The organism is Boseongicola sp., from assembly GCA_014075275.1.
GTDB lineage: Bacteria > Pseudomonadota > Alphaproteobacteria > Rhodobacterales > Rhodobacteraceae.
Window position 1 is genome coordinate 261,857 of record CP046179.1, and the last position, 23,331, is coordinate 285,187.

General features: G+C 54.1%; 18 protein-coding genes and 1 pseudogene. 10 read left to right on the forward strand and 9 right to left on the reverse strand.

Annotated features, from left to right (window positions below; all coding sequences use genetic code 11):
* Positions 1 to 29: 29 nt before the first annotated feature.
* Together GKR98_01435 and GKR98_01440 are read right to left on the reverse strand one after the other, a co-directional pair.
* Positions 30 to 995, reverse strand: coding sequence for a glycine/betaine ABC transporter substrate-binding protein (locus GKR98_01435; GenBank protein QMU56979.1), 966 nt, complete (start codon positions 993 to 995; stop codon positions 30 to 32).
* A gap of 40 nt (positions 996 to 1,035) precedes the next feature.
* Positions 1,036 to 2,079 carry a D-cysteine desulfhydrase gene (locus tag GKR98_01440; protein ID QMU56980.1) on the reverse strand — a complete coding sequence of 348 codons (1,044 nt, stop codon included), beginning with the start codon at positions 2,077 to 2,079 and terminating at the stop codon, positions 1,036 to 1,038.
* Between the two features lie 107 nt (positions 2,080 to 2,186).
* Between GKR98_01440 and GKR98_01445 the strand changes: the two genes are divergently transcribed.
* Entirely contained in the window at positions 2,187 to 3,104 is a 918-nt protein-coding gene (locus GKR98_01445; protein ID QMU56981.1) for a LysR family transcriptional regulator, read from the forward strand.
* Positions 3,105 to 3,151: 47 nt separating this feature from the next.
* On the opposite strand, the gene GKR98_01450 is transcribed toward GKR98_01445, so the two are convergent.
* A complete protein-coding gene (locus tag GKR98_01450; protein ID QMU59930.1) occupies positions 3,152 to 5,464 on the reverse strand; it encodes a DUF1989 domain-containing protein in 2,313 nt (770 codons plus the stop codon).
* A gap of 82 nt (positions 5,465 to 5,546) precedes the next feature.
* Here GKR98_01450 and GKR98_01455 point away from each other — a divergent pair, with 82 nt between their 5' ends.
* Positions 5,547 to 6,557, forward strand: a complete 1,011-nt coding sequence (locus tag GKR98_01455) for a LacI family DNA-binding transcriptional regulator (GenBank protein QMU56982.1) — start codon at positions 5,547 to 5,549, stop codon at positions 6,555 to 6,557.
* 245 nt (positions 6,558 to 6,802) lie between these two features.
* Complete coding sequence (locus GKR98_01460) at positions 6,803 to 7,963, forward strand: IS30 family transposase (GenBank protein QMU56983.1); 1,161 nt, start codon at positions 6,803 to 6,805, stop codon at positions 7,961 to 7,963.
* 598 nt (positions 7,964 to 8,561) lie between these two features.
* Here GKR98_01460 and GKR98_01465 read toward each other — a convergent pair.
* Positions 8,562 to 9,913 (reverse strand): IS3 family transposase gene (locus GKR98_01465; GenBank protein QMU56984.1). Its coding sequence is split into 2 segments (ribosomal slippage): positions 8,562 to 9,575 and positions 9,578 to 9,913, totalling 1,350 coding nucleotides; the frame shifts between segments, so codons are not numbered across the junction.
* Positions 9,914 to 10,008: 95 nt separating this feature from the next.
* Here GKR98_01465 and GKR98_01470 point away from each other — a divergent pair.
* The gene (locus GKR98_01470; GenBank protein QMU56985.1) at positions 10,009 to 10,611 is read left to right on the forward strand and encodes a hypothetical protein; all 603 of its coding nucleotides are present in this window, start codon (positions 10,009 to 10,011) and stop codon (positions 10,609 to 10,611) included.
* A gap of 458 nt (positions 10,612 to 11,069) precedes the next feature.
* Here the strand turns inward: GKR98_01470 and GKR98_01475 are convergent, their stop codons facing one another.
* From GKR98_01475 to acnA, 5 genes are all read right to left on the reverse strand, one after another.
* On the reverse strand, positions 11,070 to 12,593 hold the full coding sequence (locus GKR98_01475; GenBank protein ID QMU56986.1) for a tripartite tricarboxylate transporter permease: 1,524 nt from the start codon (positions 12,591 to 12,593) through the stop codon (positions 11,070 to 11,072).
* 1 nt (position 12,594) lies between these two features.
* Positions 12,595 to 13,086 carry a tripartite tricarboxylate transporter TctB family protein gene (locus GKR98_01480; GenBank protein QMU56987.1) on the reverse strand — a complete coding sequence of 164 codons (492 nt, stop codon included), beginning with the start codon at positions 13,084 to 13,086 and terminating at the stop codon, positions 12,595 to 12,597.
* A 66-nt stretch (positions 13,087 to 13,152) separates the two neighbouring features.
* Complete coding sequence (locus tag GKR98_01485) at positions 13,153 to 14,112, reverse strand: tripartite tricarboxylate transporter substrate binding protein (protein QMU59931.1); 960 nt, start codon at positions 14,110 to 14,112, stop codon at positions 13,153 to 13,155.
* A gap of 165 nt (positions 14,113 to 14,277) precedes the next feature.
* Positions 14,278 to 15,435, reverse strand: coding sequence for a PrpF family protein (locus GKR98_01490; GenBank protein QMU56988.1), 1,158 nt, complete (start codon positions 15,433 to 15,435; stop codon positions 14,278 to 14,280).
* Entirely contained in the window at positions 15,432 to 17,810 is a 2,379-nt protein-coding gene (gene acnA / locus GKR98_01495; GenBank protein ID QMU56989.1) for an aconitate hydratase AcnA, read from the reverse strand. The genes GKR98_01490 and acnA overlap by 4 nt, the downstream gene beginning before the upstream one ends.
* On the opposite strand from acnA, the gene GKR98_01500 reads away from it, so the two are divergent.
* From GKR98_01500 to GKR98_01525, 6 genes and pseudogenes are all read left to right on the forward strand, one after another.
* A complete protein-coding gene (locus tag GKR98_01500) occupies positions 17,792 to 19,348 on the forward strand; it encodes a PEP-utilizing protein (protein QMU56990.1) in 1,557 nt (518 codons plus the stop codon). The genes acnA and GKR98_01500 overlap by 19 nt on opposite strands.
* Before the next feature lie 80 nt (positions 19,349 to 19,428).
* Complete coding sequence (locus GKR98_01505; GenBank protein ID QMU56991.1) at positions 19,429 to 20,151, forward strand: cyclase family protein; 723 nt, start codon at positions 19,429 to 19,431, stop codon at positions 20,149 to 20,151.
* Positions 20,144 to 20,959: pseudogene (locus GKR98_01510) on the forward strand (pyruvate, water dikinase). Before GKR98_01505 ends, GKR98_01510 begins: the two are co-directional and overlap by 8 nt.
* Positions 20,960 to 21,023: 64 nt before the next feature.
* A complete protein-coding gene (locus GKR98_01515) occupies positions 21,024 to 21,497 on the forward strand; it encodes a hypothetical protein (GenBank protein ID QMU56992.1) in 474 nt (157 codons plus the stop codon).
* A gap of 48 nt (positions 21,498 to 21,545) precedes the next feature.
* Positions 21,546 to 22,397 carry a hypothetical protein gene (locus GKR98_01520; GenBank protein QMU56993.1) on the forward strand — a complete coding sequence of 284 codons (852 nt, stop codon included), beginning with the start codon at positions 21,546 to 21,548 and terminating at the stop codon, positions 22,395 to 22,397.
* Positions 22,397 to 23,329, forward strand: a complete 933-nt coding sequence (locus GKR98_01525; GenBank protein QMU56994.1) for a hypothetical protein — start codon at positions 22,397 to 22,399, stop codon at positions 23,327 to 23,329. The genes GKR98_01520 and GKR98_01525 overlap by 1 nt, the downstream gene beginning before the upstream one ends.
* The last annotated feature ends 2 nt before the right edge of the window (positions 23,330 to 23,331 follow it).

The following is a 23,331-nucleotide window of genomic DNA, read 5'->3' on the forward strand; positions in this document are numbered from 1 at the left end:
GCCATCGCTTCTTGTTTGAGCGTCGATTTCTACAGGCCGAGCCAACTATCTACGCGGTCGGAGTTTGCGTCGATCCAATCTTTCGCCACTGCTGCAGGTTCACGGCCATTCGAGCTGATCTCAAATGCCAATTGACTGACATCGTCCGCAGTCAAATTAAAGTTAGCAAAGAACTCTGCGATCGCTGGCGAACGATCAACCAAAGAATTTGACCACGCAATCTGCACGTCCTTCAGCGCATCTTTTGTCGCAACTTTCGACTTTTCATACCAATCGGCATCGTCGGAAGGCTGAATCATCTGGTAGTTTGCTGGGTCAAATGTTGGCTCGGTCAGCATTTGAACGTCAAACATGAACCAGACGGCATGTGGCTTATAGCAGTAGAACGCATAGCCCTCGCCTTTGGCGATGCTGTCCTTGATACGCGCAGTCTTCACGCTCTCTTCCGCCCGAACTGGTTCGACAAAATCAAGGAGGCCGTAGTCTCGAGTTTTGACCTCATTGACATTGGCCGACGCCCAGCCTGGCGCACCGATCCACATCTCACCTAGACCATTGCCATCACTATCCATCAATGACGCCACATCTGGGCGTCCCAAATCGGCAATGTCAGTCACATTGTTGGCAGTACCGAAGTCCTGAGTGACGCAGAAACCCTGGTTGCCTTGGTAAGGGTTAGAGGACAAAGTGACTGTTCCAGCTTCATCCACATATTTTTTGGTGAAGCTTTCTTGGTTTGGAAGCCAGACGTCTGGATGGACGTCGATGTCACCCTTACCCTGATCCATAGCCTGAAAGATCGTCGCGTTGTTGCCAGGGATATAGTCCACTTGACCACCAATCCGGGACTCCACGACCTCACCCAGTAGATAGGCAATCGCTTGGGCACCGGTCCAGGACGGAACGCCGATTTTCACTTCTTCGGCAGCAAGGGCCGGAACGGCCAAAACGCCCATGGCAGTCGCCAGTCCCAGCGACCTAATTGAATGTTTCATTTTCATCTCCTCTGTTGGTTGCGCCTCTGACGGGCGCGATTTAGTTGATCGATTTAAGTATTTGTTTTTCATAGGCAAACAGGGCCGTTGCTCCTCCTGTGTGCAGGAACAACACCTTGTCGGTCGCGGCAAAGAAATCTTGCCGGATAAGCCCAATCAATCCCGCCATACCTTTTGCGGAATACACTGGGTCCAGCAAAATGCCCTCTTGCCGCGCGAGTAAGTGGATGGCCTCAAGTGTGCTGTCAGCCGGAATGCCGTAGCCCTCGCCGACATAGCCGTCATCAACCAGGATTTTGTCTTCTGAAACGCTGCTGACGCCCAGTTTTTCGCATGTCGCCTTTGCTAGCGCATGAACCGCCCCAATTTGGCGCGGGCGAGGCTGACGCACACTGATCCCTATGACCGGCAAATCATGACCCAGAGCGTGAAACCCTGCTACCAGCCCAGCCTGAGTGCCCGTGCTTCCCGTACCCATCACCAGCCAATCAAAGTTTTGATCGTTTGCGGCGGAATACTCGGCAATCTCTTCTGCGCAATTTGCATAACCCAACGCCCCGGTAGGATTGGATCCACCGCCCGGGATGAAGTAGGGAGTGTTGCCCTGCGCCTTGAGATCTTCACAAACTGCGATTGCTTCAGCATTCATATCCAATCCCGGCGGGCGAAAATCATGCGTAGCGCCGAATATATTATCCAGCAAAACGTTGCCGGTTTCCTCATATGACGCCTCGCGATCGGGAACCCGACGTTCAAGCAGAACATGGCATTTCATTCCGACCTTGCACGCGGCTGCCGCAGTTTGGCGGACATGGTTAGATTGCACAGCACCTTGGGTCACAAGCATATCTGCGCCGGCAGCGACGGCTTCACCGACGAGAAACTCGAGCTTCCGGGTTTTATTGCCTCCTGTCGCCAGCCCGGTGCAATCGTCGCGCTTAATGAAAAGCTCCGGACCACCAAGGTGCGCTGACAATCGCGGCATTGACTCAATTGGCGTCGGGCGATGGCACAATGCTGTTCGTGGAAACCGATTTAATTCAAGTCCGGACCTTGTGCGGGTCAATACTGTGGTCTCTGACATTGCAATATCCTTGCTGAAAGCTGTTGCGTCAGCTTGCGATACTTTCTTGAAGGGCTCCAATGTCATGTGAGAATGACATTATGCAAATTTTGCATTATGCTACTGTTATGGACACGTCTCTCTTTCGCGATCTTGAACGCCTTCAGCAAACTGGAAACTTCTCGCAGGCCGCGGCAATTGGCAACTTGAGCCAGCCCGCTTTTTCGAGGCGCATCAAGTCGCTCGAAAATTGGGTTGGCACATTGTTGGTTGACAGATCTCGCCAACCTGTGCGCTTGACCGAAGCCGGAAGCCAAATGCTTGAAGCAGGTCTGCAAGCTCTGGTGCGCATCGAACAAGAGCGCAGCCACATTCGCGAAGCACAGGCTTTGCCAGACAAATATGTGATTACTTTTGGCACCCAACATTCGATCGGTTGGCGGTTCTACCCTGCCTGGCTGCAAGCATTGGAAGATGCCTACGGTCCGATTTTGTCGCGCCTGCGGGCGGATGACCTGCCCAACTGCATGCGGGACCTGGAACAAGGCGCAGTCGATTTTGTCGTTGCATACTGGGCCGAAAGCGCGCCCACGACCCGGAACGTGGATGCAATTACAATCGGTGCAGATACACTGATCCCGGTTTGCAAGCCCTCGGCCGATGGCACACCGCAATTCAGTTTCGACGACCAAGAGGGCACCTTGCCGTTTCTGCGATTTGGCCAAACGGCACCAATCGGCGATCTGCTCGAACCAGTATTTGCTCAGCACGGAATTACTCCACGTTTGCGCACGGTCTATGAAAACGCGATGGCCGGGGCGCTGCGCATTCGCGCTCGTGCAGGCGATGGGGTCACGTGGCTGCCTAAGAGCCTTGTCGCGCCTGATCTTGAGACCGGTGCATTGGTGCGAACGGGTGAGGCCCCTTGGGATGTGCCCCTTGAAATCCGGTTGCTCCGCAATGGCAGTAGGACCAATCGCGTCACACGTGCAATTTGGAGTTACCTTGAAAAGCGCGACACCCCTTTGGCAGTTCCCATCTCCTAAGCAACTGCAAAGGGCCAGATCGCGCCGCATATACGGTCCGCTTGTCCTCACGCGCGCGCCCTCTCGCGCTTGGGGTCAACAAAGGGAATGTCCGCTACAGTCGCTGGCAAACGCTTCATGTGGCCATCCATCATGCCGACTGAAAGAGTGGTCCCAATCTCGGCGAATTCGACAGCCAACCGCGCCATGGCGATGCCCGACCCCAAAGCAGGTGATCGCGTTGCTGAAGTCACAACGCCGACTTGGCGCTCATCCAGATACACGCCTGCCCCATGAAGTGGCACGTCGTTACCCTCAAAGATCAAACCGCTCAAAATTCGCCGCGGATCGCGTGCGTTGCGTTCAAGTGCGTCGCGACCAACAAAGTCAGGTTTTCGCATATCCACGGCAAAACCCAACCCAGCTTCCCAGGCATCGTTACCAGCATCAAATTCCGCCCCAGACGCCGCCAGTCCAGCTTCGATCCGGACTATATCAAGCGCAGCATTTCCCATCGGAGATATGCCATGTGCTTTGCCCGCTTCCATGACAGCATCCCAGATTTGCAACGCATCAGATTGGGTGCAGAAAATTTCATACCCTAGTTCTCCGGTATAGCCTGTGCGCGATAACATGAACGGTGCACCTTCGCGGTCTTGCAGGCGGGCCACTGTGACACCAAACCATTTCATCTGATCGATTGACGGCACATGCGGCTGCGTGAAAACAAAATTGGTCAACACGTCTCTGGCTTTCGGACCTTGCACCGCAATGTTCGCCAATGCGTGGGACATATCGATCAGTCGCGCTTGCATACCTTCTGAAGCAACAATCGCCTCGATCCTGCGGGCGCTCTCTTCCGACCCGCAACACCAACGAAACAGTTGGGGACCCAGACGGAACAGGGTACCGTCATCCACAACCGCGCCAGTCTCGTCGCACATAAGCGCATAGGTGCCGCGCCAAACGGCGAGCCGTGAAATATCGCGGGTCAGCAGCTTTTGCAGTAATGCTTCGGCATCAGGTCCAGCAATGTCATATTTCCGGAGACTGCTCATGTCTTGGACCGTCACGGCCTCCCGACACGCCCAATATTCCCCGATTGTCCCTACCGCAGGGAAAGAGTTTGGCATCCAGAGATCACGCGCCGGAACAAGGTCATTGGTTAGATTCGCAATGCGCGCATGAAACGCACTTTCCCGACTGACGGACATCCTGGAATCCTCTTTTGATCGATACGCTACGGCGCGGCGGATGGGTATGTCGGGGTTGTAAACACGCACATGGATGTCCGTGGGATTCCAACCATTGATCGGGTCGATGTCGTCCGGACAAGCCGTCGTCACACAAACCAGATCGTCCATTGCGCGCATGGCAACATAGTCACCTGGACGAGAATAACTTTCTTCGGTTTGAATATGGTGTGAATGCGGATCAATCCAGGTGTTCCAAAAGAAGTTGATCGCAGGCCAGGCGCGCCGTTCTGCCACGCCAAAGCGCGCCGTGGCTACCGATATATTGTCGGAACAATTCACGTGACCGGGGAAGCCGCGCTCTTCATACCCCCGGGAAGTACAGGCAAGTCCAAAAGTGTCATGACGTCCGCAGGTGTCTTGCAATACTTGCAGCATCGGCGCCATGTCGCGATCATAGAACTTATCCAAAAGGCCCGGACGTGGGTAGGAGCCGCGGACCAGTGATCGGGTAGATGTGCTGTCGATCATTATCTCTGCACCACGATCCAGACCACGGAGTCGAAACGCCATGAAATCCGAGCATTGCTGTCCCTCAACATCGATGATCTGAACTGCCTCGCCCTTGGCCAGTTCATAGGCAAAAGCAGTGCCGCGGGTGACAGTGAATTCTTCCGATACAGCGCCCAAAGGATCTGGAATTCGCACCGTACCACCAACCCGGGCGACGGAGATTTCAACCTTGGCATCTTCATGCCCTGAGACGACATCGCCGCTATTGGCGGTGAGAATGAACCACGCCGTGCAGTTTTCCCGCGCCTTAAGGTTGGTCACAGAATTCTCGCCTATGCTCGAGGCACCTCTGTCGAGAGCACACACTCCGCGCGCAGACGCCCACCCTTCAACCTCTGCCCGATCAAAAGCCAGACCATCCAATCGACAATCAATCGCAAGGTTCAGCGCGGTCGCCGCTTCTTCGCCGCTCTCGCCAAATACCACCACAAACGCCCGACCAACATTGCCGGATATCGAAACAAGATCTCCAGACTTCAGCGGTATTCCCACCGCACCGCGAGGTGAAAGGGCATAGCGCTCTTGGTCTGAATTGGACGGAAAACCAGGAAACGCCCTGAAATGGGATCGCATCCCTACGTTCGAAAAATCCTGCAGTGAAAACCCGGCACCCATTCCGATAAATCGCTCCATGTAACTAGTTACATAGTGATTGAAACTAGTTACATTTGTCAAGAAATGATCTAGACTCACCTGAATGAACACACGCCCGATCAAAAAGAGATCCAATCTGCGCGACGTTGCAGCACAGGCAAATGTCTCTGTTGCGACGGTCAGTCGGGTTCTAAATTATCCCGACCGTGTGTCTGCCAAAACTCGGGACAGAGTGAACTCCGCAATCGCGGATCTAAAGTTCGTCCCTTCAGCCGCTGCACGAGCGATCAATAGCGGACGCTCCCGAATGGTGGCCGCGCTTTTGCCGACAATCGACAGCGCAATCTATGCAAAATTGATCAACGGTGTAGAAGACCGTCTATCCGGGAAAGGTCTATCGTTGATGGTTGCGCAAACCCTTGGCGACCCTGAACTTGAATGCGCACGCGCAAAGCAACTGATCGAAATTGGTGCCGAGGCACTGATCGTGGCCGGAGTTCACCACAGCGATGCGTTCTTCGAGCTAATCGACAATGCGCAACTCCCGGTCGTCGCGATCTCCTATTTCGAGGAAAATGGGCGTCTTCCAACGGTCGGATATGAAAATTGGCTGGCCGCAGAAATCGCGGCCACTCATTTGGCAGACCTAGGCCATCGGAAAGTGGCTGTGGTCCATGGCCCAACCGACACAAACGACAGAATGCGGCAGCGCTGCACCGCGCTGAAGTGTAGCAAACTGGATGTTTCCTTTGATTTCTTTCAGGCCGAAATGTCGATGGAAGGCGGATTTAGGGCGGTAGCGGAAATACTGAGATCAACCTACATGCCAACCGGTATCCTATGCTTCTCTGACGTGATAGCTCACGGTGTTCTAAGCGGGCTGCACAGCCGCGACATTGCCGTTCCAACACACATGTCCGTCATGGGAATGGAGAACCTGCCAGCGTCAAAATTCACCTTTCCTCCATTAACAACCGTGCGGTTGAGCGTTGAAGAAATGGGGATAAAAGCCGCTGAACTAATATCTCATTGGCTTGAAACCGGCACGCCGCAGACTTCGGTGAATTTGCCAATCGAGTTGATACGTCGTGCCTCCACAGAAAGGGCGATCTGACTAACATTTGTGCGAGATTGTTAGGGGTCTCCCGCCGACATTTCAGACAAGATGTCAGCGGTTGCCGCCACCCGGAAACGCGAATTGTCAGTACGATTTGTATCATCGCGATTTCGTCCAGAATCCGCCGTGAACCATTACCCAAAGCAGACAGTCAGATGCAGCGCGGCATTGTTCACTTTGTCCGGTGCCCTCAACGGGTGGACGCAACACTTTAATCTTTTTGGAAAGATGGAGTGTTTGCCATGAAGTACCGCCGCCGTATTTATTATTCAGCCGCACAACGCGCGGAGATTTGGGATCGTTGGCAGCGAAGGGAGTCGATGAGTTCCATCGGCCGTGTGTTTGACCGGCAGTCCTCGTCGGTGTTTTCGGTGATCTCTCCGACGGGTGGTATTCGCCCGCCGGAACGCAAGCGGCACAGACAGGCCTTGTCTCTCGATGAACGTGAAGAGATATCGCGCGGGCTCAGCACAAACCGTTCACTCCGATCCATCGCGACGCAATTGGGTCGCGCGGCCTCGACCATCAGCCGTGAGGTCCGGCGCAATGGCGGACGCACCGCCTATCGGGCAGCGGCTTCGGATCAGGCGGCAGGGGATCGTGCCCTTCGACCGAAGCCCTGCAAGCTTGCTTGCTACCCATTCTTGAGCCGCGAAGTATCTGCAAAGCTCCGCCGCAAATGGTCACCTGAACAAATCGCGGGTTGGCTAAAACGCAGCTTTCCGGGAGAGGTGAACAAGCAGGTGTCGCACGAGACAATCTATCGAAGCCTGTATATCCAGGCGCGTGGTGTGCTGAAGAAAGAACTCCTGAACCATCTGCGTGCCAGGCGCACGATCCGACGATCCAGACATGCCAGCCTGAAACGCAACGGCCTGGGCCAGGTTAAGGATGCAGTGTCGATAAGCGAACAGCCCGCCAGTGTTGAGGATCGCGCGATACCAGGACATTGGGAGGGTGATCTCATCGGCGGGTCCAAAAACAGCTACGTCGCCACTTTGGTCGAACGCCAGTCGCGCTACGTTATGCTGATAAAGGTCACCAACAAGGACACCAAGAGCGTGATCTCAGGTCTGATCAAGCAATCGAAGCGACTGCCAAAGGAACTCTACAAATCCCTGACCTGGGATCGCGGCAAAGCGCTGGCAGACCATCCGAGATTGACGATGGCGACGGATGTCGACGTCTACTTCTGTGATCCACACTCCCCATGGCAGCGCGGGTCAAACGAAAACACCAACCATCTTTTGCGCCAATACCTGCCACGCGGAACAGACTTATCGGTCCATTCCCAGGCAAAGCTGAGCGCGATTGCCCGTCAACTCAACGAGCGGCCCCGCAAGACCTTGCAATATCAAACACCGCCTGAGAAGTTCGCTGAGAGTGTTGCGGCGATCAGTTGAAATCGCCGGACAAAGCCAGCATTCACTGCACGACGTACGAACGTCGGTTCTAGAAATTTCGGGCAGATCACACAACATTCGGCATGGATCAGGCCCGGCATCACTTCCCTGTTTGCCAAAACAAATTCGCTGATACCAAACTGAAATTCCCTGTATGCAGGATTAGGGAAGTTGCGCCAAGTATCTGTTTTCTTTTCCGAAATTTAGGCGACTAGCTCAAATATCGGTAGGATCAGTGGTTTTCCCTGGATTTTCCCTGTTAACAGGGAATTTCCGGCTGAGACTGGTTAGCTCGAGATTGTCTGCACAGCCAGGCATATCTCTCAAACCGACGATACTAGAGACTGTGGCAAATAGTGCCGTTGTTTCCGTGAGTTGTGCGGTGGCGAAGTTAGGAGAGACGCTTTGGAGCCGGTGCTCAGAGATGACATCTACTAGGCCGGAATTGCAGGTGTACTATCAACCAGTGAATTTCTTGATGCGGTTCGCACCGGTTGAGCCGGGAAATCTTAGATGGCCAAGCCTGTCCGTCGTCAGGGTTTTGGGAACCAAGAGTTGCTTAAACAAGTAAAGAGTTTGGCTCGTCTGGTTGATGTTATTATGCGGCGCGCTGTCTGTGATGCAAGCGCCGCGCTTCGAGCGTCTTTCGTTTGATCCTTTCCCGTTGTCTTAGAATGGCTTTGTCACGCCCGAAGTAGACGTCGGCGGGTGTGACGTTGTTCAGGCTCTCGTGGTAGCGCTTGTGATTGTAGTGATCGACGAAGGCTTCGATCTGGGTTTCGAGGTCTCCCGGAAGGAAGTAGTTCTCCAATAGGATGCGGTTCTTCAGGGTTTGATGCCACCTCTCGATCTTGCCCTGTGTCTGGGGATGATATGGTGCGCCCCGAGAATGCTTCATGCCTTTGTCCTGCAGCCATTCAGCCAGATCGCCAGAGACGTAACTGGACCCGTTGTCGCTGAGGAGGCGGGGTTTGTGGATGACGTGAACCTGATCGCACCCTGATGCTTGTAGCGCCAAATCCAGGGTGTCCGTCACGTCCTCTGCCCGCATGTTCGTGCAGAGTTTCCACGAGATGATGTAGCGGCTGTAGTCGTCCAGGATTGTGCTGAGATAGAACCAGCCCCAGCCAAGCACTTTGAGATAGGTGAAGTCGGTTTGCCAAAGCTGGTTGATCGCAGTGGTCTTGTCTTTGAACTCGTTTGCCGCCTTGAGCACGATAAAGGCCGGGCTGGTGATCAGATCGTGGGCCTTCAGGGCCCGATAGACTGAAGATTCCGAGACGAAGTAGCGCTCCCGATCCGTGAACGTCACTGCCAGTTCGCGCGGCGACAGCTCCGTCTCCTGCAGCGCCAGCTTGACGACCTTGCGCCGGACTTCGTCGGGGATGCGGTTCCAGACATGTCTGGGCTTAGGCGCTTGATCCACAAGGCCAGCGTCGCCGCGCTGCCGATACCGATCATACCAACGGTAAAATGTGGTGCGGGGGATGCCCAGCTTTGCCAATGTTCGACGAGCAGACAAATGCGACCCCTCAACAAGCCGGATGATCTCCAACTTCTCAGATGCAGCATACCTCATTCTTGGTCGCCCCCACCGCCGGTCATGCTTTTTTTGAGAAGACGCAGTTCCAGTGTTTGCTCGGCAACGACCTCCTTCAGGTCTCGGGCTTCGCGGCGCAGGTCCTTGACTTCGTCGGTCGTAGCCGCACGCGCCGTATCTCCAGCAAGCCGCCGTTTGCCAGCTTCCATGAAGTCCTTGGACCATTTGTAGTAGATACCTTGAGATATTCCCTCACGACGGCACAACTCAGCAATGCTGTCTTCGCCACGCAAGCCATCCAGCACGATCCGGATCTTCTCTTCTGACGAATACTGTTTGCGCGTCGCGCGCTTGATCTCTTTGACGATCTTCTCGCCGGGGCTCCTGCGAGTTCCAGTTGTCTGTCTCATGTCCCACTCCTCAGTGGTTACGATGAGCCAACAAAACTCTCTTATCAAATTAACCTAATTGGACCCATAGGCGCTGACTTCAGACAGGGGGCGCGATTGCCAGTCGCGCACTGGCGCGGCCCGATAGCAAACAGGCCCTGGTCGTCGGAACGGTGCCTCAAGCGCGTCGTCAAATTGAGGCACATGCTGCGCTGATGCCACGTCTATCATTTCGCGTTTGGGGGCGCGATAAAGGAAAGCAGGCGGCGCTTGTAGCGGACCTCAGCCCGAATATAGATGTTGAACCTGCGGTCGACCTTGAAGCCGCTATCCGGCAGGCTGACATCGTCATCACAGCCACAGGTTCGACGACGGCATTCATGAAATCTGAATGGGTCCAACCCGGAACACATATTTCAGCCGTTGGCGCAGACGCTCCGGGCAAACAGGAACTTGACGTCAATTTGATCGCGCGCGCTGATGTTCTGGCGGTTGACATAAAATCGCAGTGTCTGGACCACGGCGAGGTTTCTCGCGCGGCAAAGAGCGGTTTGATTCAGGCGGAAGACGTCCATGAAATCGGGGCGATTTTGTGCGGAACTGGGCAAGGACGTTTGGATGCCGATCAAATCTCAATCGCTGACCTGACGGGGATCGCCGCGCAGGACATTGCAATGGCAAATGAGTTTCTTGCAGCGTGGAAGGCGCAAACAAAGTAAGGGCGATCCGCATTGGCCAAACAGACCTGTCATTTTGCAACGAAATGGCGCTCTATCTCTCAGTCCAGACATTAGACCAGTGCAATTATTGCACACTAAACCGGCTGTTTTCGGAAGGTTGGCCTGAGCATCACCGTTCAGCGACCTAGGTCGGATTTGGGCTGTTTGTGGCTACGTAAGTCGCCCGAATCAACTGATGCCGCGCCTCATCCGAGGTCCACTTTGAGCCTAGAGTAACAGGTGCTGTGTTGCAGATGAACATGCGCTTTATTGATATCCTCGATATTTATTCGTTTGATTTTTAGGCTGGGCGAGATGCTTTGAAATCGGAGCATCAGTTCCAACACTGGGAAGTTCAATTGCTACGCCACGCTGCAAGAAAGTGGACTTTCCACCCACCTTCTAAGCCGACCGCTGTAGCAACCAATCGCAAACACTTCCGAATAGTTCACAATGATTTAGTCGCCGTCGGCGACCCCTTCGTGGCGAATTCTGGCGCGGCGCGCTCGGTAACTTGGGAGCACGATCAACAGCGCTGCGACCAATAGCAGCCCCAGCGTCATGGGGCGTTCCCAGATGAAGGACATTCCGTCATATAGCTGCATAGCTCTGGCGAAGTTGTTTTCCAGAAGTGGGCCAAGGATGAAACCAATCAGCAATGGCGCCAAGGGATAATCTGCAAACCGCAAGACCGTCGCGCATATGCCAAACCCAACTAGAAGTAACAATTCCGTGGCATTGTTCTGACCGATATACGCGCCCATCAATGTGAAAAACAGAATGAACGGGATCAGATAGTTCCGCGGAGCAGCAAGGACTTTGGCGATGTAGGGGATGAGTGGCAGGTTCAGCATAAGCAAGACCAAATTGCCCAGATACATCGAGATAATCACCGCCCAGAAGATTTGCGGCTCATCGATCATCAGACGTGGGCCAGGGCTGACATTAAGCGCGATCAATGCGCCCAACAGGATGGCTGTGGTGCCAGAGCCGGGAATACCCAGTGTCAGAAGTGGTACAAACGAGCCTGTGCAGGCGGCGTTATTAGCGCTTTCAGGGGCGGCGACGCCCTTGATCGCGCCTTTGCCGAACTGTTCCTGTTCCTCTTTTGGTGCGATATTGCGTTCTACAGCGTAGCCCAAGAATGACGCGATTGTGGCACCAGCACCCGGCAAGACGCCGATAAAAAAGCCTTGCAGCGACTGGCGGGCGATGACTGGGGTAATCGCCTTGGCTTCTTCGCGTGAAATTCGCAGATCTTTGATCTCGCTGTTTTCTCCGCCGTCAGCGGACTTGGAGCGAGCGGGGTCAAGGATTAGGTAAATCGCCTCGGGTAAGGCAAACATGGCCATGGCAATGGTCACGAAGCCAAAGCCCGACTGCAAATCGCTGATACCCATTGTGAAGCGCGCGGCATTAAACAAGACGCCTTCACCGACCGTCGCCATGATGAGGCCCAGAAAGGCCATCAGTAGCGCCTTGCTAACTTGCCCGGTGCCGGCAAATGCAGCAATCGCCGACAGACCGACAACCATCAATGCAAAGTATTCTGCCGAATGGAACAGCAATGCCACAGAGGCCAGCGCTGGCGCGAAAATTAACAACAAGATTGCGCCGATTGTACCGCCGGCAAACGAAGAAATGGCGGCAACAGTCAGTGCCTTGCCCGCTTTGCCCTGACGAGTCAGCGGATAGCCATCAAAACTGGTGGCAACAGTTGAGGCCACCCCCGGGGCATTGATCAAAATGGAAGAGGTCGAACCACCAAAGACGGCACCATAGTAGACTCCGGACAGTAGGATCAACGCGGATGCTGCATCGCCGATCGTAATCGCAATTGGGATCATAATCGCGATGATGGACATAGGTCCAAGACCTGGCAGCATGCCAATAAAGGTGCCTATCAGACATCCACCGATTACAAGAAGTAGATTTGTGAACGAAAATGCTGTCGAGAGACCAAGCAGGAGACCTTCTAACATATCAAACTCCTGTCAAGAACAGCGGCAATGGCCGCAAGAAAATTCCCAACACGCTATCGACGAGATACCAGATCCCGGCAGCGGCAATCGCGGAGACGATTGCCATGACCAGATAGCGACGCTCGCCTAAAGAAAAGCTGCCAAGGAATAGAAACAGAAATGTTGATCCGAGAAACCCCAGGGGCCGAAGCAAAATTGCATAGCCAATCATCATTCCGATCAACACCAATGCCTGACCGATGTTGTAGTCGCCCAACCGAGATAGGTTGATATCGGCAACTTTGTCGTTTTCCGGGGATTTTTCCAGTCCAAGAAGGATTATCAACGCAAACAAGATCGCTCCAACGGACAAGACTTTAGGAAAGCTCGACGGCCAGATCGGGCTGCGTTGCAAGATCGGCGGTAAAAGCTGATCCATCGAGAAATACGCTGCATATCCATATGCCAAGCATATGAGTAAAATGATGAACGCAATCCACCGGTCGAGTGCCATTGGTCTGTCCTCTCCGTCTATATGTAGAAGCCGCGCGAATTGCGTCGCGCGGCCATATTTTTCAGCTTATAAGAAGCCAAGCTCTTTCATCAGATCGCCGATCACCTTTTCTTGGTTTTCGAGGAACGCTTCAAAGTCGTCGCCTGGGTTATGGATGTTCACCCAACCGTTGCGCGCACGTACCGCTTCCCATTCAGGAGTCTCGTACATTTTCGCAATGGCACCCTGATACGCTGTCAGCTTGTCCGCAGGCAGACCCGGAGCTGCAAAGAAGCCGCGCCAGTTTACGAAGGTGGTGTCGTTACCCTGCTCGACCATTGTCGGAGCGTCAGCATAGGAATCGACACGCTCTGGCGCAGTCACGCCGATGATGCGCACTTCGCCAGCTTTTGCCAACTCAATCGCTTCGGAGAAGCCGGTAGAAACCGCCTGAACTTCGCCAGACAACAGTCCCGCCATTGTGGCGCCGCCGCCATCATAGGGTACGTATTTCATCGCAACTGGATCAGCGCCAGCAGCTTGGAACACCATTGCAGCAACGAGGTGATCCATGCCGCCTGGAACAGAGCCGCCACCGATGGCAACCGCGTTCGAGTCAGCGTTGAAAGCATCGATCAGACCGCTAAGATCCGCAGCACCACCTTCAGCGGCCACAACCAACGCAGCGTAATCGCCAATAGTTCCGGCAACCAATGTCAGATCACGGAAGTTTTGCGGAAACACACCGGTCAGCGAACGGATTACGATTGGCGTAGAGTTAACCATCAGTGTGCCGTGGTTACTGTCTGCGTTTTCGATGATGTAGCCAATGGCCTTGCCACCACCACCGCCAGACATATTCTCGTATGACGCGCTGCCAACAAGACCGGCTCCGGTCAGAGCTTCTCCTGTGCCACGAGCCGTGCCATCCCAGCCACCGCCTGCGCCGCCCGGGATCAAAAAGTGAATGCTGTCCACAACCTGATGACTGTCGGCAGATGCAGGGCTAACGAGCCCTGTAACCGCCATTGCCGTTGCAGCCGCCATTGCGGTTCGTCTAGTGAAGTTAGTTATTGTCATGTGGTTCCTCCCTTTATGACACTTACGAAAGTTCTTTGTTGTTTGGTATTGCTGGTTTGCACAGCTCCTCGCGTCGCCTCTCTTGCGAATAGTGGATACTGCACGCTACCACTATGTTTGAACGTTGATCTGTCATGTTGCAACTTTTGATGCCCTAAAATCGGCAGGACACAACACGCTGCCTTCCATAATGCGCCGTTGGGTCCGAAAAGTGGTTGCAGAAACAGCTTTGTAGCCCGAACCATTCTTGGTCACATGTGCATCTACTGGCAAAACACCTGAGGGGTTGCCGATCTTCAGCGAGCCATCGATCTCTGTTGCCTCAGCAACGATTGTTCCAGTGATCTTGGCCGCAACCGCCACGCACATGGCGCCAGTAAGTGTTATTGCGCGATGAAAGTTCCCCATTGAGATCAGCCGGATACAAACATCATGCGAGTTCGATTCATATTTTCGACCGTCAAGCGCAGTGAACGCAGCAGGCGGACCCACGATGGCAACCTTAGGGTTCGACAGCGTTGCTTGCTCGGGTGTTTCAGCCATGCCCATAGCAACCGCAGCTCGGCGACGTATGGCGTCCAGTTTATCCATGACGGCACGGTTCGCATCTAGCGATGATGGGCTCTCGGTCGCAGTTAGCTCGAGTGCCGCTGCATGGACAAAGGCGACGGGATTTGCCGCATCCACCATCGAGACCGCAATTGTGCCGAATCCGGCCACTTTTAGCATATCTACTGCATTTCCTGTGGGTAGAATCTTGCCCGTGATTGATCCACCTGGCTCAAGAAAATCGAGTTTGATGCGCGCGCCACTTTGGGTTACGCCCGGCACCTCAAAATCCCCTGCCTCTATGACTTGACCGTCCTCGACCTCAAATTCAGACAGATAGATTTGTCCAGTGTTGGTGTTATGTATGCGCACTGTAGTTTTGCCATCAACAGCCGGTACAAGGCCTTCCTCAACTGCAAAGGGCCCCACGGCGGACGACATGTTTCCGCAAGTTGATCCGTAATCTGCCACTGGAGCATCGACGGCAATTTGCACGAACGTATAGTCAACATCTGCATCAGGGTGGGTTGAGGGCTCTACGATGACAACTTTAGACAGTGACGAAATACCGCCGCCAAGACCGTCCAGTTGGCGTCCGTACCGGTCAGGGCTACCCAACACATGCAAAAAGACTCGATCACGAGCTTCGCGGTCGGCTGGAAGATCCGCGCCGTTGAAGACTACGGCCTTGGATGTGCCTCCGCGATAAAACGCCGCCCTTATGCGGGTTTTTCGGGTCATGCAGGCTGCCTTAGGAAACTGCGTAGGGACCGGGGCAACAATCCACCCTCGGCAAATGTCGCGCGCTCTGCATCATTGTAAAGACGCAAATCTAGCGGTGTCTTATCTACCGTGCCGTTTTTGCGATTGATCGTTAGGTCGGCCGACATCAGGTCATCGGACAAAGTTATGTCAAACACCTCGGTCCCATCCAGGTCAAGCGTCAGACGTGACACGCCTGTTGGAAAGCACAGCGGAGCAATCCCCATATTCACCAGATTTGAGCGGTGAATTCGTTCGAAACTTTCAGCGATCACCGCCCGCACACCGGCCAGCCATGGTGCCTTGGCGGCAGTGTCCCGCGAAGATCCGCAGCCATATTCTTTGCCGCCGATGACAACCAGTTTTTGATCACGGGATTTGTATGCACAAATCGCTTCAAAAATGGTTGCTACATCTCCTTCCGGCTCAATGCGAGTCCACGAGCCTTCCTTGTCTGGCGTCATCTCGTTGCGCAGCCGGTAGTTTGCAAATGTTGAACGAATGACGACATCCGAATTTCCGCGCCGCGTGCCGAACGAGTTGAAATCGCGGGGGCTGACACCATGAGCCGTAAGGAATTTCCCGGCCTCTGAAGCCGGCGTGATCGTGCCTGAAGGTGATATATGGTCGGTCGTGACGGAGTCACCCAGAATGGCCAAGGGGCGCAGGTTGTTGAGATGTGGCAAGTTGTCGTTTGTGGGTGTGATTGACTTCACGAAGGGCGGAAAACTGACGTAGGTGGACGGTGCCCATGAATAGGCCCCGCTACCGGCCTCGAGCGCGTTCCAATGATCGTTTACATTGGCGATTTCGCCATAGTTGTGGTTGAAACTGTCAGGGGTCACATGCGCCTCAATAATTCCGCTGACTTCTTCTGCAGAGGGCCAAAGGTCGTCCAGCATTACTGGTGCCCCATCGCCGTCAAACCCCAATGGTTCAGTCGTAATATCTTTTAAGATCGTCCCCATTAGCGCATATGCGACTACAAGCGGTGGCGATGCGATCATATTGCGCGAGGCGAGCGGATGAATACGGCCGGCAAAGTTTCGATTACCCGATAGCACAGCCACACCTTTGATATCATGGGCGCGAATGACTTCTTCATGAGCGGGGCGGAGTGGGCCGGACATGCCATTGCATGTCGAGCAAGAAAACGCAGCAATCTCGAACCCCAGTTGATCTAGTGCGTCCTGTAATCCACTGTCTTTCAGGTAACTCGCAACAACTCGCGATCCTGGTGCAAGCGACGTTTTGACATGCGGCTCAACCTTCAAACCTCTTGCGACGGCATTTTTTGCCATCAGTCCGGCAAGCACCATGTTGCGCGGATTGGCTGTGTTGGTGCAGCTGGTGACAGCCGCGATGATCACATCGCCATCGCCGATATCGTGCTCTGCGCCCTCAACGGGAAATCTGCGGGCAGTTGCAATCTCGTCTTTCAATGCCAGAGTGCCAGTTGCAGAAACCAAGTCGATACGCTGTTCTGGGCGCGACGGCCCAGAGATCGAACGCCCGACATTGCTGAGATCCAACTCAATAACCTCGTCATATTCTGCCACTTTGCTTGTCGCGTCGATCCACATGTTTTGCGTCCGGCAAAAGGCTTCGGTCCGCCGCACATGATCTTCCCCGCGACCTGTTTCGCGTAGATAACGTAGCGTGTTGTCATCGACCGGGCAAAAAACCACGGTGGATCCGTACTCCGGCGACATGTTGGCGATTGTCGCTCGATCAGCAACCGTCAAATGGCGATAGCTTGGTCCGAACATTTCGACGAATTTGTCAACTACACCGTGGGCTCGAAGCCGCTCGGCAATCACCAGGGCGATATCAGTGGCGGTGATTTGATCCGATGGCGTGCCGGTAACACGCAGACCAATCACATCGGGCACATTCACTGGTGACGTTTCACCAAACAACAGTGCCTCGGCTTCCAAACCGCCAATGCCCCAACCCAAAATACCAAGTGCATTGATCATTGTGGTATGGCTGTCGGTGCCAAGGCATGTGTCCGGGATAAGTAAGGCCGGATCATCAACAGACGGGTGAACGGTTTTGCCCAGATACTCAAGATTTACCTGATGGCAGATCCCGCCACCGGGAGGGACAACACGCAGATTGGCAAACCGCGATTCGCAGGCTTTGAGAAACGCAAACCGTTCTCGGTTGACCTCAAATTCACGGTCCATGTTCTGGGCAAGAGCAAAGCGTTCGGCCCAATGATTGATCGTCATGGAATGATCTATCACAAGGTCAACCGGTAGGCTCATATCGACTAGGTCAGGGTTGCCGCCATTTTCGACAAGAACGTCGCGCATCGCCATCATATCGACCAATGCGGGGATACCAAGCATTGTCTGAAGTCAGCGCCTGGGTGGCTAAGAACGTCAACGGCTACCTTTACACTGCGGCTCTACCTGCCACGCCGGGCATCCATGTCGAAGCAATGGAATATCAAAACCGCTACGTTCCACGCGTACCCCAAGACGAGGAGTATGCCGGCAAAATTGGGGCATATCTTGGCAACGTGCTGCCGCATTACGCCGAGAATTTCCTTGATTGGTGGAAAGACCGAATTCTTCCCGAGATGCAAACAAACTTCGCATATATCGATAACTTCGACAAAGATGGCGCAAGCTTGACTGCGCTGGCGGTTCTACTGGAAGACATGATCGACATCCATGATCGTCATTGGAAAATCCATTGGATGCTGAACTTTTCGCAATTCTCATCAACTACAGCGCTAAACGCCGCAATTGATGAATTCAAGCCGGATGCCAGCCCTGATTTAAAAGGACGCCTGCAAAGTTCGGTAGTAGACCGCAATTGGGACTCGGTCGAAGGTCTTTGGAAGATGAAGGAGACTGTTAAGGGCAACGCAACGCTTGAGAAAGCGTTCGAAGCACCAACTGCTTCAGAGGTCATGATTGCTCTCGCAGCTTCCGCCGATGGTCAAGCGTTGATCAAAGATCAACTGGAGCCGTATCTACAGGAGTTCGGCCACAAAGCGCTCTGGTCGCACGAGGTAATGTTCCCACTTTGGGTCGAGAGTCCGGGCCCGGCTATTGAAGCTGTGCGTGGTTATCTGATTTCAGATTATGATTATCCGGCGACGATCAAAGGTGTAGAAGACGACCTAAACGCCGCGATCGCCGAATGCATGGAAGGCCTCGAGGGCGAGGCGAAAGAAAAGCTACAAGCCGCACTCGATATGTCCTTGCGGATGAATCCGCTAACCCCCGACCACCATTTCTACATTGACCAGGGAACGAACGCCCGACTTCGCACCGTCTTGTTGGCGGTCGGCAAGAAAATGGCTGAGAATGACATCATAGACGAGGCCGACGACATTATGTTCCTGCGCTACAACGAAGCCCGGGCGCTGGTCGGTGACAAAGACGCCTATGACGCTCGTGAGATCGTATCGGACCGTCGCGATGAATACGAAGAAGCAACGGAAAAGCGCCCACCTGATTGGATTGGCACGGCAACCGAAGAGGCGTTGGCCTTCCCGTACGCCGGTCTTTGGGGTTTCCCCGAGCGCTTCTATCGCGAACCGCCAACAAAGGCAGGAGAGATCACCGGTCTGGCCGCTTCGCCCGGCGTCATCGAAGCGAAAGCACGCGTTATCACCTCGCTCGATCAGTTCCACACCGTCGAAGAAGGCGAAATACTGGTTTGCCGCATGACCAACCCGGCCTGGGTGGTTCTGTTCACGCAAATCTCGGGTCTCGTCACTGACGCCGGTGGAACGACGTCCCACTCGGCAGTGGTATCTCGCGAATTTGGCCTTCCGGCGGTGGTTGGGACCTCAATCGCGACGAAAGACATCGTGACCGGCGATATCCTTCGTGTGAATGGCACGACCGGACTCGTTGAAATCCTGAAGTAACGCCAGCGACTCCTAACCCTCTCCTAAATTTCTCCCATTTGGGGGAGGGTCCCTTTCCAGACTGTCAAAGGATGCGAACCATGGGATATCGTTTTGTCGATTTATCTATGCCGGTCCATAAGGACATGAAGGTTTTTCCCCGTCTCGCGCAGCCCAAGATGGAGGTTGTCGACAGCTGGGAAGGCTTTGCAAAAGCGATAGGAGCAGACGAGTTTGGCGAAGATCATCTGACCGCGCATTATTCAATCACCGTAAGCGATCACGCCGGCACCCATATGGATGCTCTCAAGCATATGGGCGACGATTCGACGCCAGGTCCCGAAGGAATTCCGCTGGAATATTGCTTTGGCGACGGCGTGGTGCTCGACTTTCGGCACCTTGAGTTTGGTGCTGCTATCACGGTCGAGGATATGAAAGCCGCGCTTGAAAAAATCGAATATACGCTCAAGCCACGAGATATCGTGCTGATCCGAACTGGAGCGTCTGAATACAACGATCAAGATAGATATCTAACCGATCACGTTGGAATGAGTGCAGAGGCAACACGTTGGTTAATTTCTCAGGATTGCCTCGTGACTGGCACTGACGCGCCGACCTACGACGCACCGGTCTGGGCCATGTTCGAGACCAAGTCATTTTGGCCTGCGCACAAGGTCATGATGAGCGAACCTTATTGGCATATTGAGAACCTAACCAATTTGGGCGATCTGCCGCCCCACGGATTCAAGCTTTCCGTTTTTCCCGTCAAGTGGGTAGGTACGACAGGTGCCCCAGTTCGTGCAGTGGGGATAATTGATGACTGAAGTTGTGCTTTGGTTTCAGGATCCGGGGTGCCTCGAAGTGGCTGATGCTGGGGGTAAAGGTGCAAGCCTTGCCTCCATGACCCAACAGGATCTTCCTGTGCCCGGTGGTTTCACTGTTCCCGCCGATGTTTTAGGGAAAAGTGTCGATGTTGAGAAATTAAGGGACTTTGCACGAGCTCGAGACCACGCAGCGGCAGTCAAGCTTGTCGAAGATACGGCCGTTGTCCCGCAAGAAGTGATTACTGCTTACAACGAACTCGGCGGCGACAAAGTTGCAGTGCGATCTTCGGCTTCCGCCGAAGATTCTGAGGCCGCAAGCTATGCCGGACAGCAGTAAACTTATTTGAACGTCCTCGGCGACGAGGCTGTGCGCAAGGCGGTCATCGATTGTTGGGCCTCGTTCTTCTCCGAGCGTGCCTTGTTCTATCGCGACCAAAAAGGATCGCTTGACGATCTCCGCATGGCGGTTGTGGTGCAAAAAATGGTCGATGCTGACAAGGCCGGCGTAGCCTTCTCGATCCATCCCGTTACGCGTCGAAAAGACCGGATGTTAATCGAAGCTGTATATGGATTAGGCGAAGCTGTTGTCTCAGGAGAGGTGACGCCAGATCACTACGTCGTTGATCGCAAAGGCAAAGAAAAGAAGTCAGAAACACCCCACGGCGGAGTAATGGAAGTAGACGAACTCGCACGTCTCGCCGCTTTGGCTGTGAACCTCGAGAAGCACTACGGCAAACCACAAGACATCGAATGGGCAATCTACAAGTCAGACATCTATCTGCTGCAATCGCGGCCGGTGACAGCGTGAGCCCAACGTGACTGAAAATTGACGAGGGTCCATCTGCGGGACCGATAAACGGAGGAATACGAAAATGAAATCTTTGAAAGCGCTGGCACTTGCCGCACTTGCCGCAACTCCAATGCAGGCGATGGCGGAAAGCCATGCACGGGATCTACCGCCGCTTGTGATGCAGCCGAATGCTGAACGCGTAACCTTCGAACACATCGATGCGCTCAATGCCTGCGATTGGGATCGGCTGATGGCTCAGTATCCCGAAGAAATTCTGATTATTCTGCCAAATGGCGTTTGGGTCGAAGGACGACCCGCAATTGGTGATGTCTTCGCAGGTTTCTGCACGCCACGATCCGAGGGCGGCTTTCTGGGCGCCAATTTCATCGCCGAAAAAGTCAAAACTATCGGCGACACGGTCAATGTCTCATGGCGCGTAGAAGCCGACTGGCTAGCCGAACCATACAAAGGGGCCGACGCCTATGTGACTCGGGACGGACTGATGTACGTCCAAGTCACGACTTTCGATCCGGCGGATATGAAGTTCGCGGAATAAAACTTACCGACGCGACACCTTCAACAACGGGTTCGCGAAAGGACGATCATGCTTCTATTTGATGCGATCTTTATTGGCCTTCTTGAAGCCTCGCCGCTGATCCTGGCGGCGATGGGCTTCACGTTGATCTTCTATCTCAACGGGTTCATGAATATTGCCTACGCCGAAAGCATCACGTTCGGCGCCTACTTCGCGATCCTTTTCAACGTTGTTATGGGGCTCCATTTCTACATGGCAATTGTGCCCTCGATGCTTCTTTCGGGAGCACTTAGTGTTGCCGTCTACTATGCGATATTCCGCCCAGCCCTGAATCGGGGTGTCGGCCCGACCGAGATGATAATTCTCTCGGTCGGAGTGTCGTTCATGCTTCGCTATGGCCTAATCCTCGTTGTTGGTCCGGAGAACTTATTCCTCGACGAACCGAACATCACCTATATGCGGTTCCTTGGTATGGGGGCAACGAACCTGCAACTCGTTGCGCTGGTTCTGGTTTTTCTCACCGCGGGCATTCTCTTTTGGATGATCTACCACACCGGTCTCGGTGAGCAGATGCGCGGCCTGGCAAACAACCATGATCTTGCCATGGCCAGTGGCATCAATCCGCATCGAACTTCCGTTGCAATCTGGTTCATCGCTGGGTGTGCCGGGGGATTGTCAGGCGTGTTTTCGGGCGTTTTCGCGCAGGTCACTCCTTACATGGGATGGAATGTCATTCTCATCACGATGTTGGTCACGGTGGTTGCTGGGGTCGGGTCAGTTAGGGGTGCAGTTGTGGCAGCCGTCGTGGCCGGCATCCTTACTGCTTTCATCACGCTTGTCTCCAAGCCTCTCTACTCCGAAGTGGTGCTGCTTTTGGCTTTCATTGGCGTGCTCACCTACCGTGGCGCGAGGACAGCCTGATGGACTACCTGATTTTTTCCTTCTCGCTGATGCTAGTCTACATTGGACTTGCGCAACTCCTTCACGTGCAATTTGGTCTGATCGGTATTCCGAATTTCGGGGTTGTCGGGTTTTGGGGCCTTGGCCTTTATGGCACGGCTGTTCTTTATGTAAACTTTGATTTCCCGTTGATCCCTGCGATTGTGGCAGCGTCCATTATCACAGCTGGCGTGGCTTACGTTCTTGCGCGCCTGATCCTGCAACGAAGTGGGCAGGCAATACTTGCCGCGACATTGGCGTTCGCTGCCATCGTTGCCACACTTGTGGTTACCGAAAAGCAACTTACTGGCGGTGTCAAAGGCCTCGGCACCATCAGCTTCCCGTTTGCCGACTTCGACAATCGCAATGCGCTGTATCTGGCGTTCCTTGTCATTATCGTCGCCATTCTTGTCTGGGTATCCGCACGGCTCCGTGACAGCCGACTTGGTCGGCAGCTGATTGCGATCCGCGATAACGAGGAACTTGCGGCAAGTCTTGGCAAGGACACCGCTTCGGTAAAACGTATGATGTTCGTAATAACCTGTGCACTAATGGGAATACTTGGCGGGCTTTCAGCGCCTCTGCATCAATTCCTTGTGCCATATCACCTTGGGCCGTCTCTAACGTTTGCGGTTTGGATCGCGCTGGTACTTGGTGGGAAAGGGCACAACTTCGGCGCTATTGTCGGCATTTTCGCTACCTTCGCGCTGTTCGATATCCTGATCGAAACCTATGCACCGGTGCCGTCAGAATATGCACTGATGGTGCCAAACTTTAAGTTGTTCTGCTACGGCGCTCTGTTGGTCGGCATTATCATGTTCCGACCTTCCGGGATCCTTGGCGAAGACCCACCGCGCACCCGCGGACGGCCCGTCGCTCCTGACCTGCCCAACGACGCAGTGAAAGAGGGTTGAGC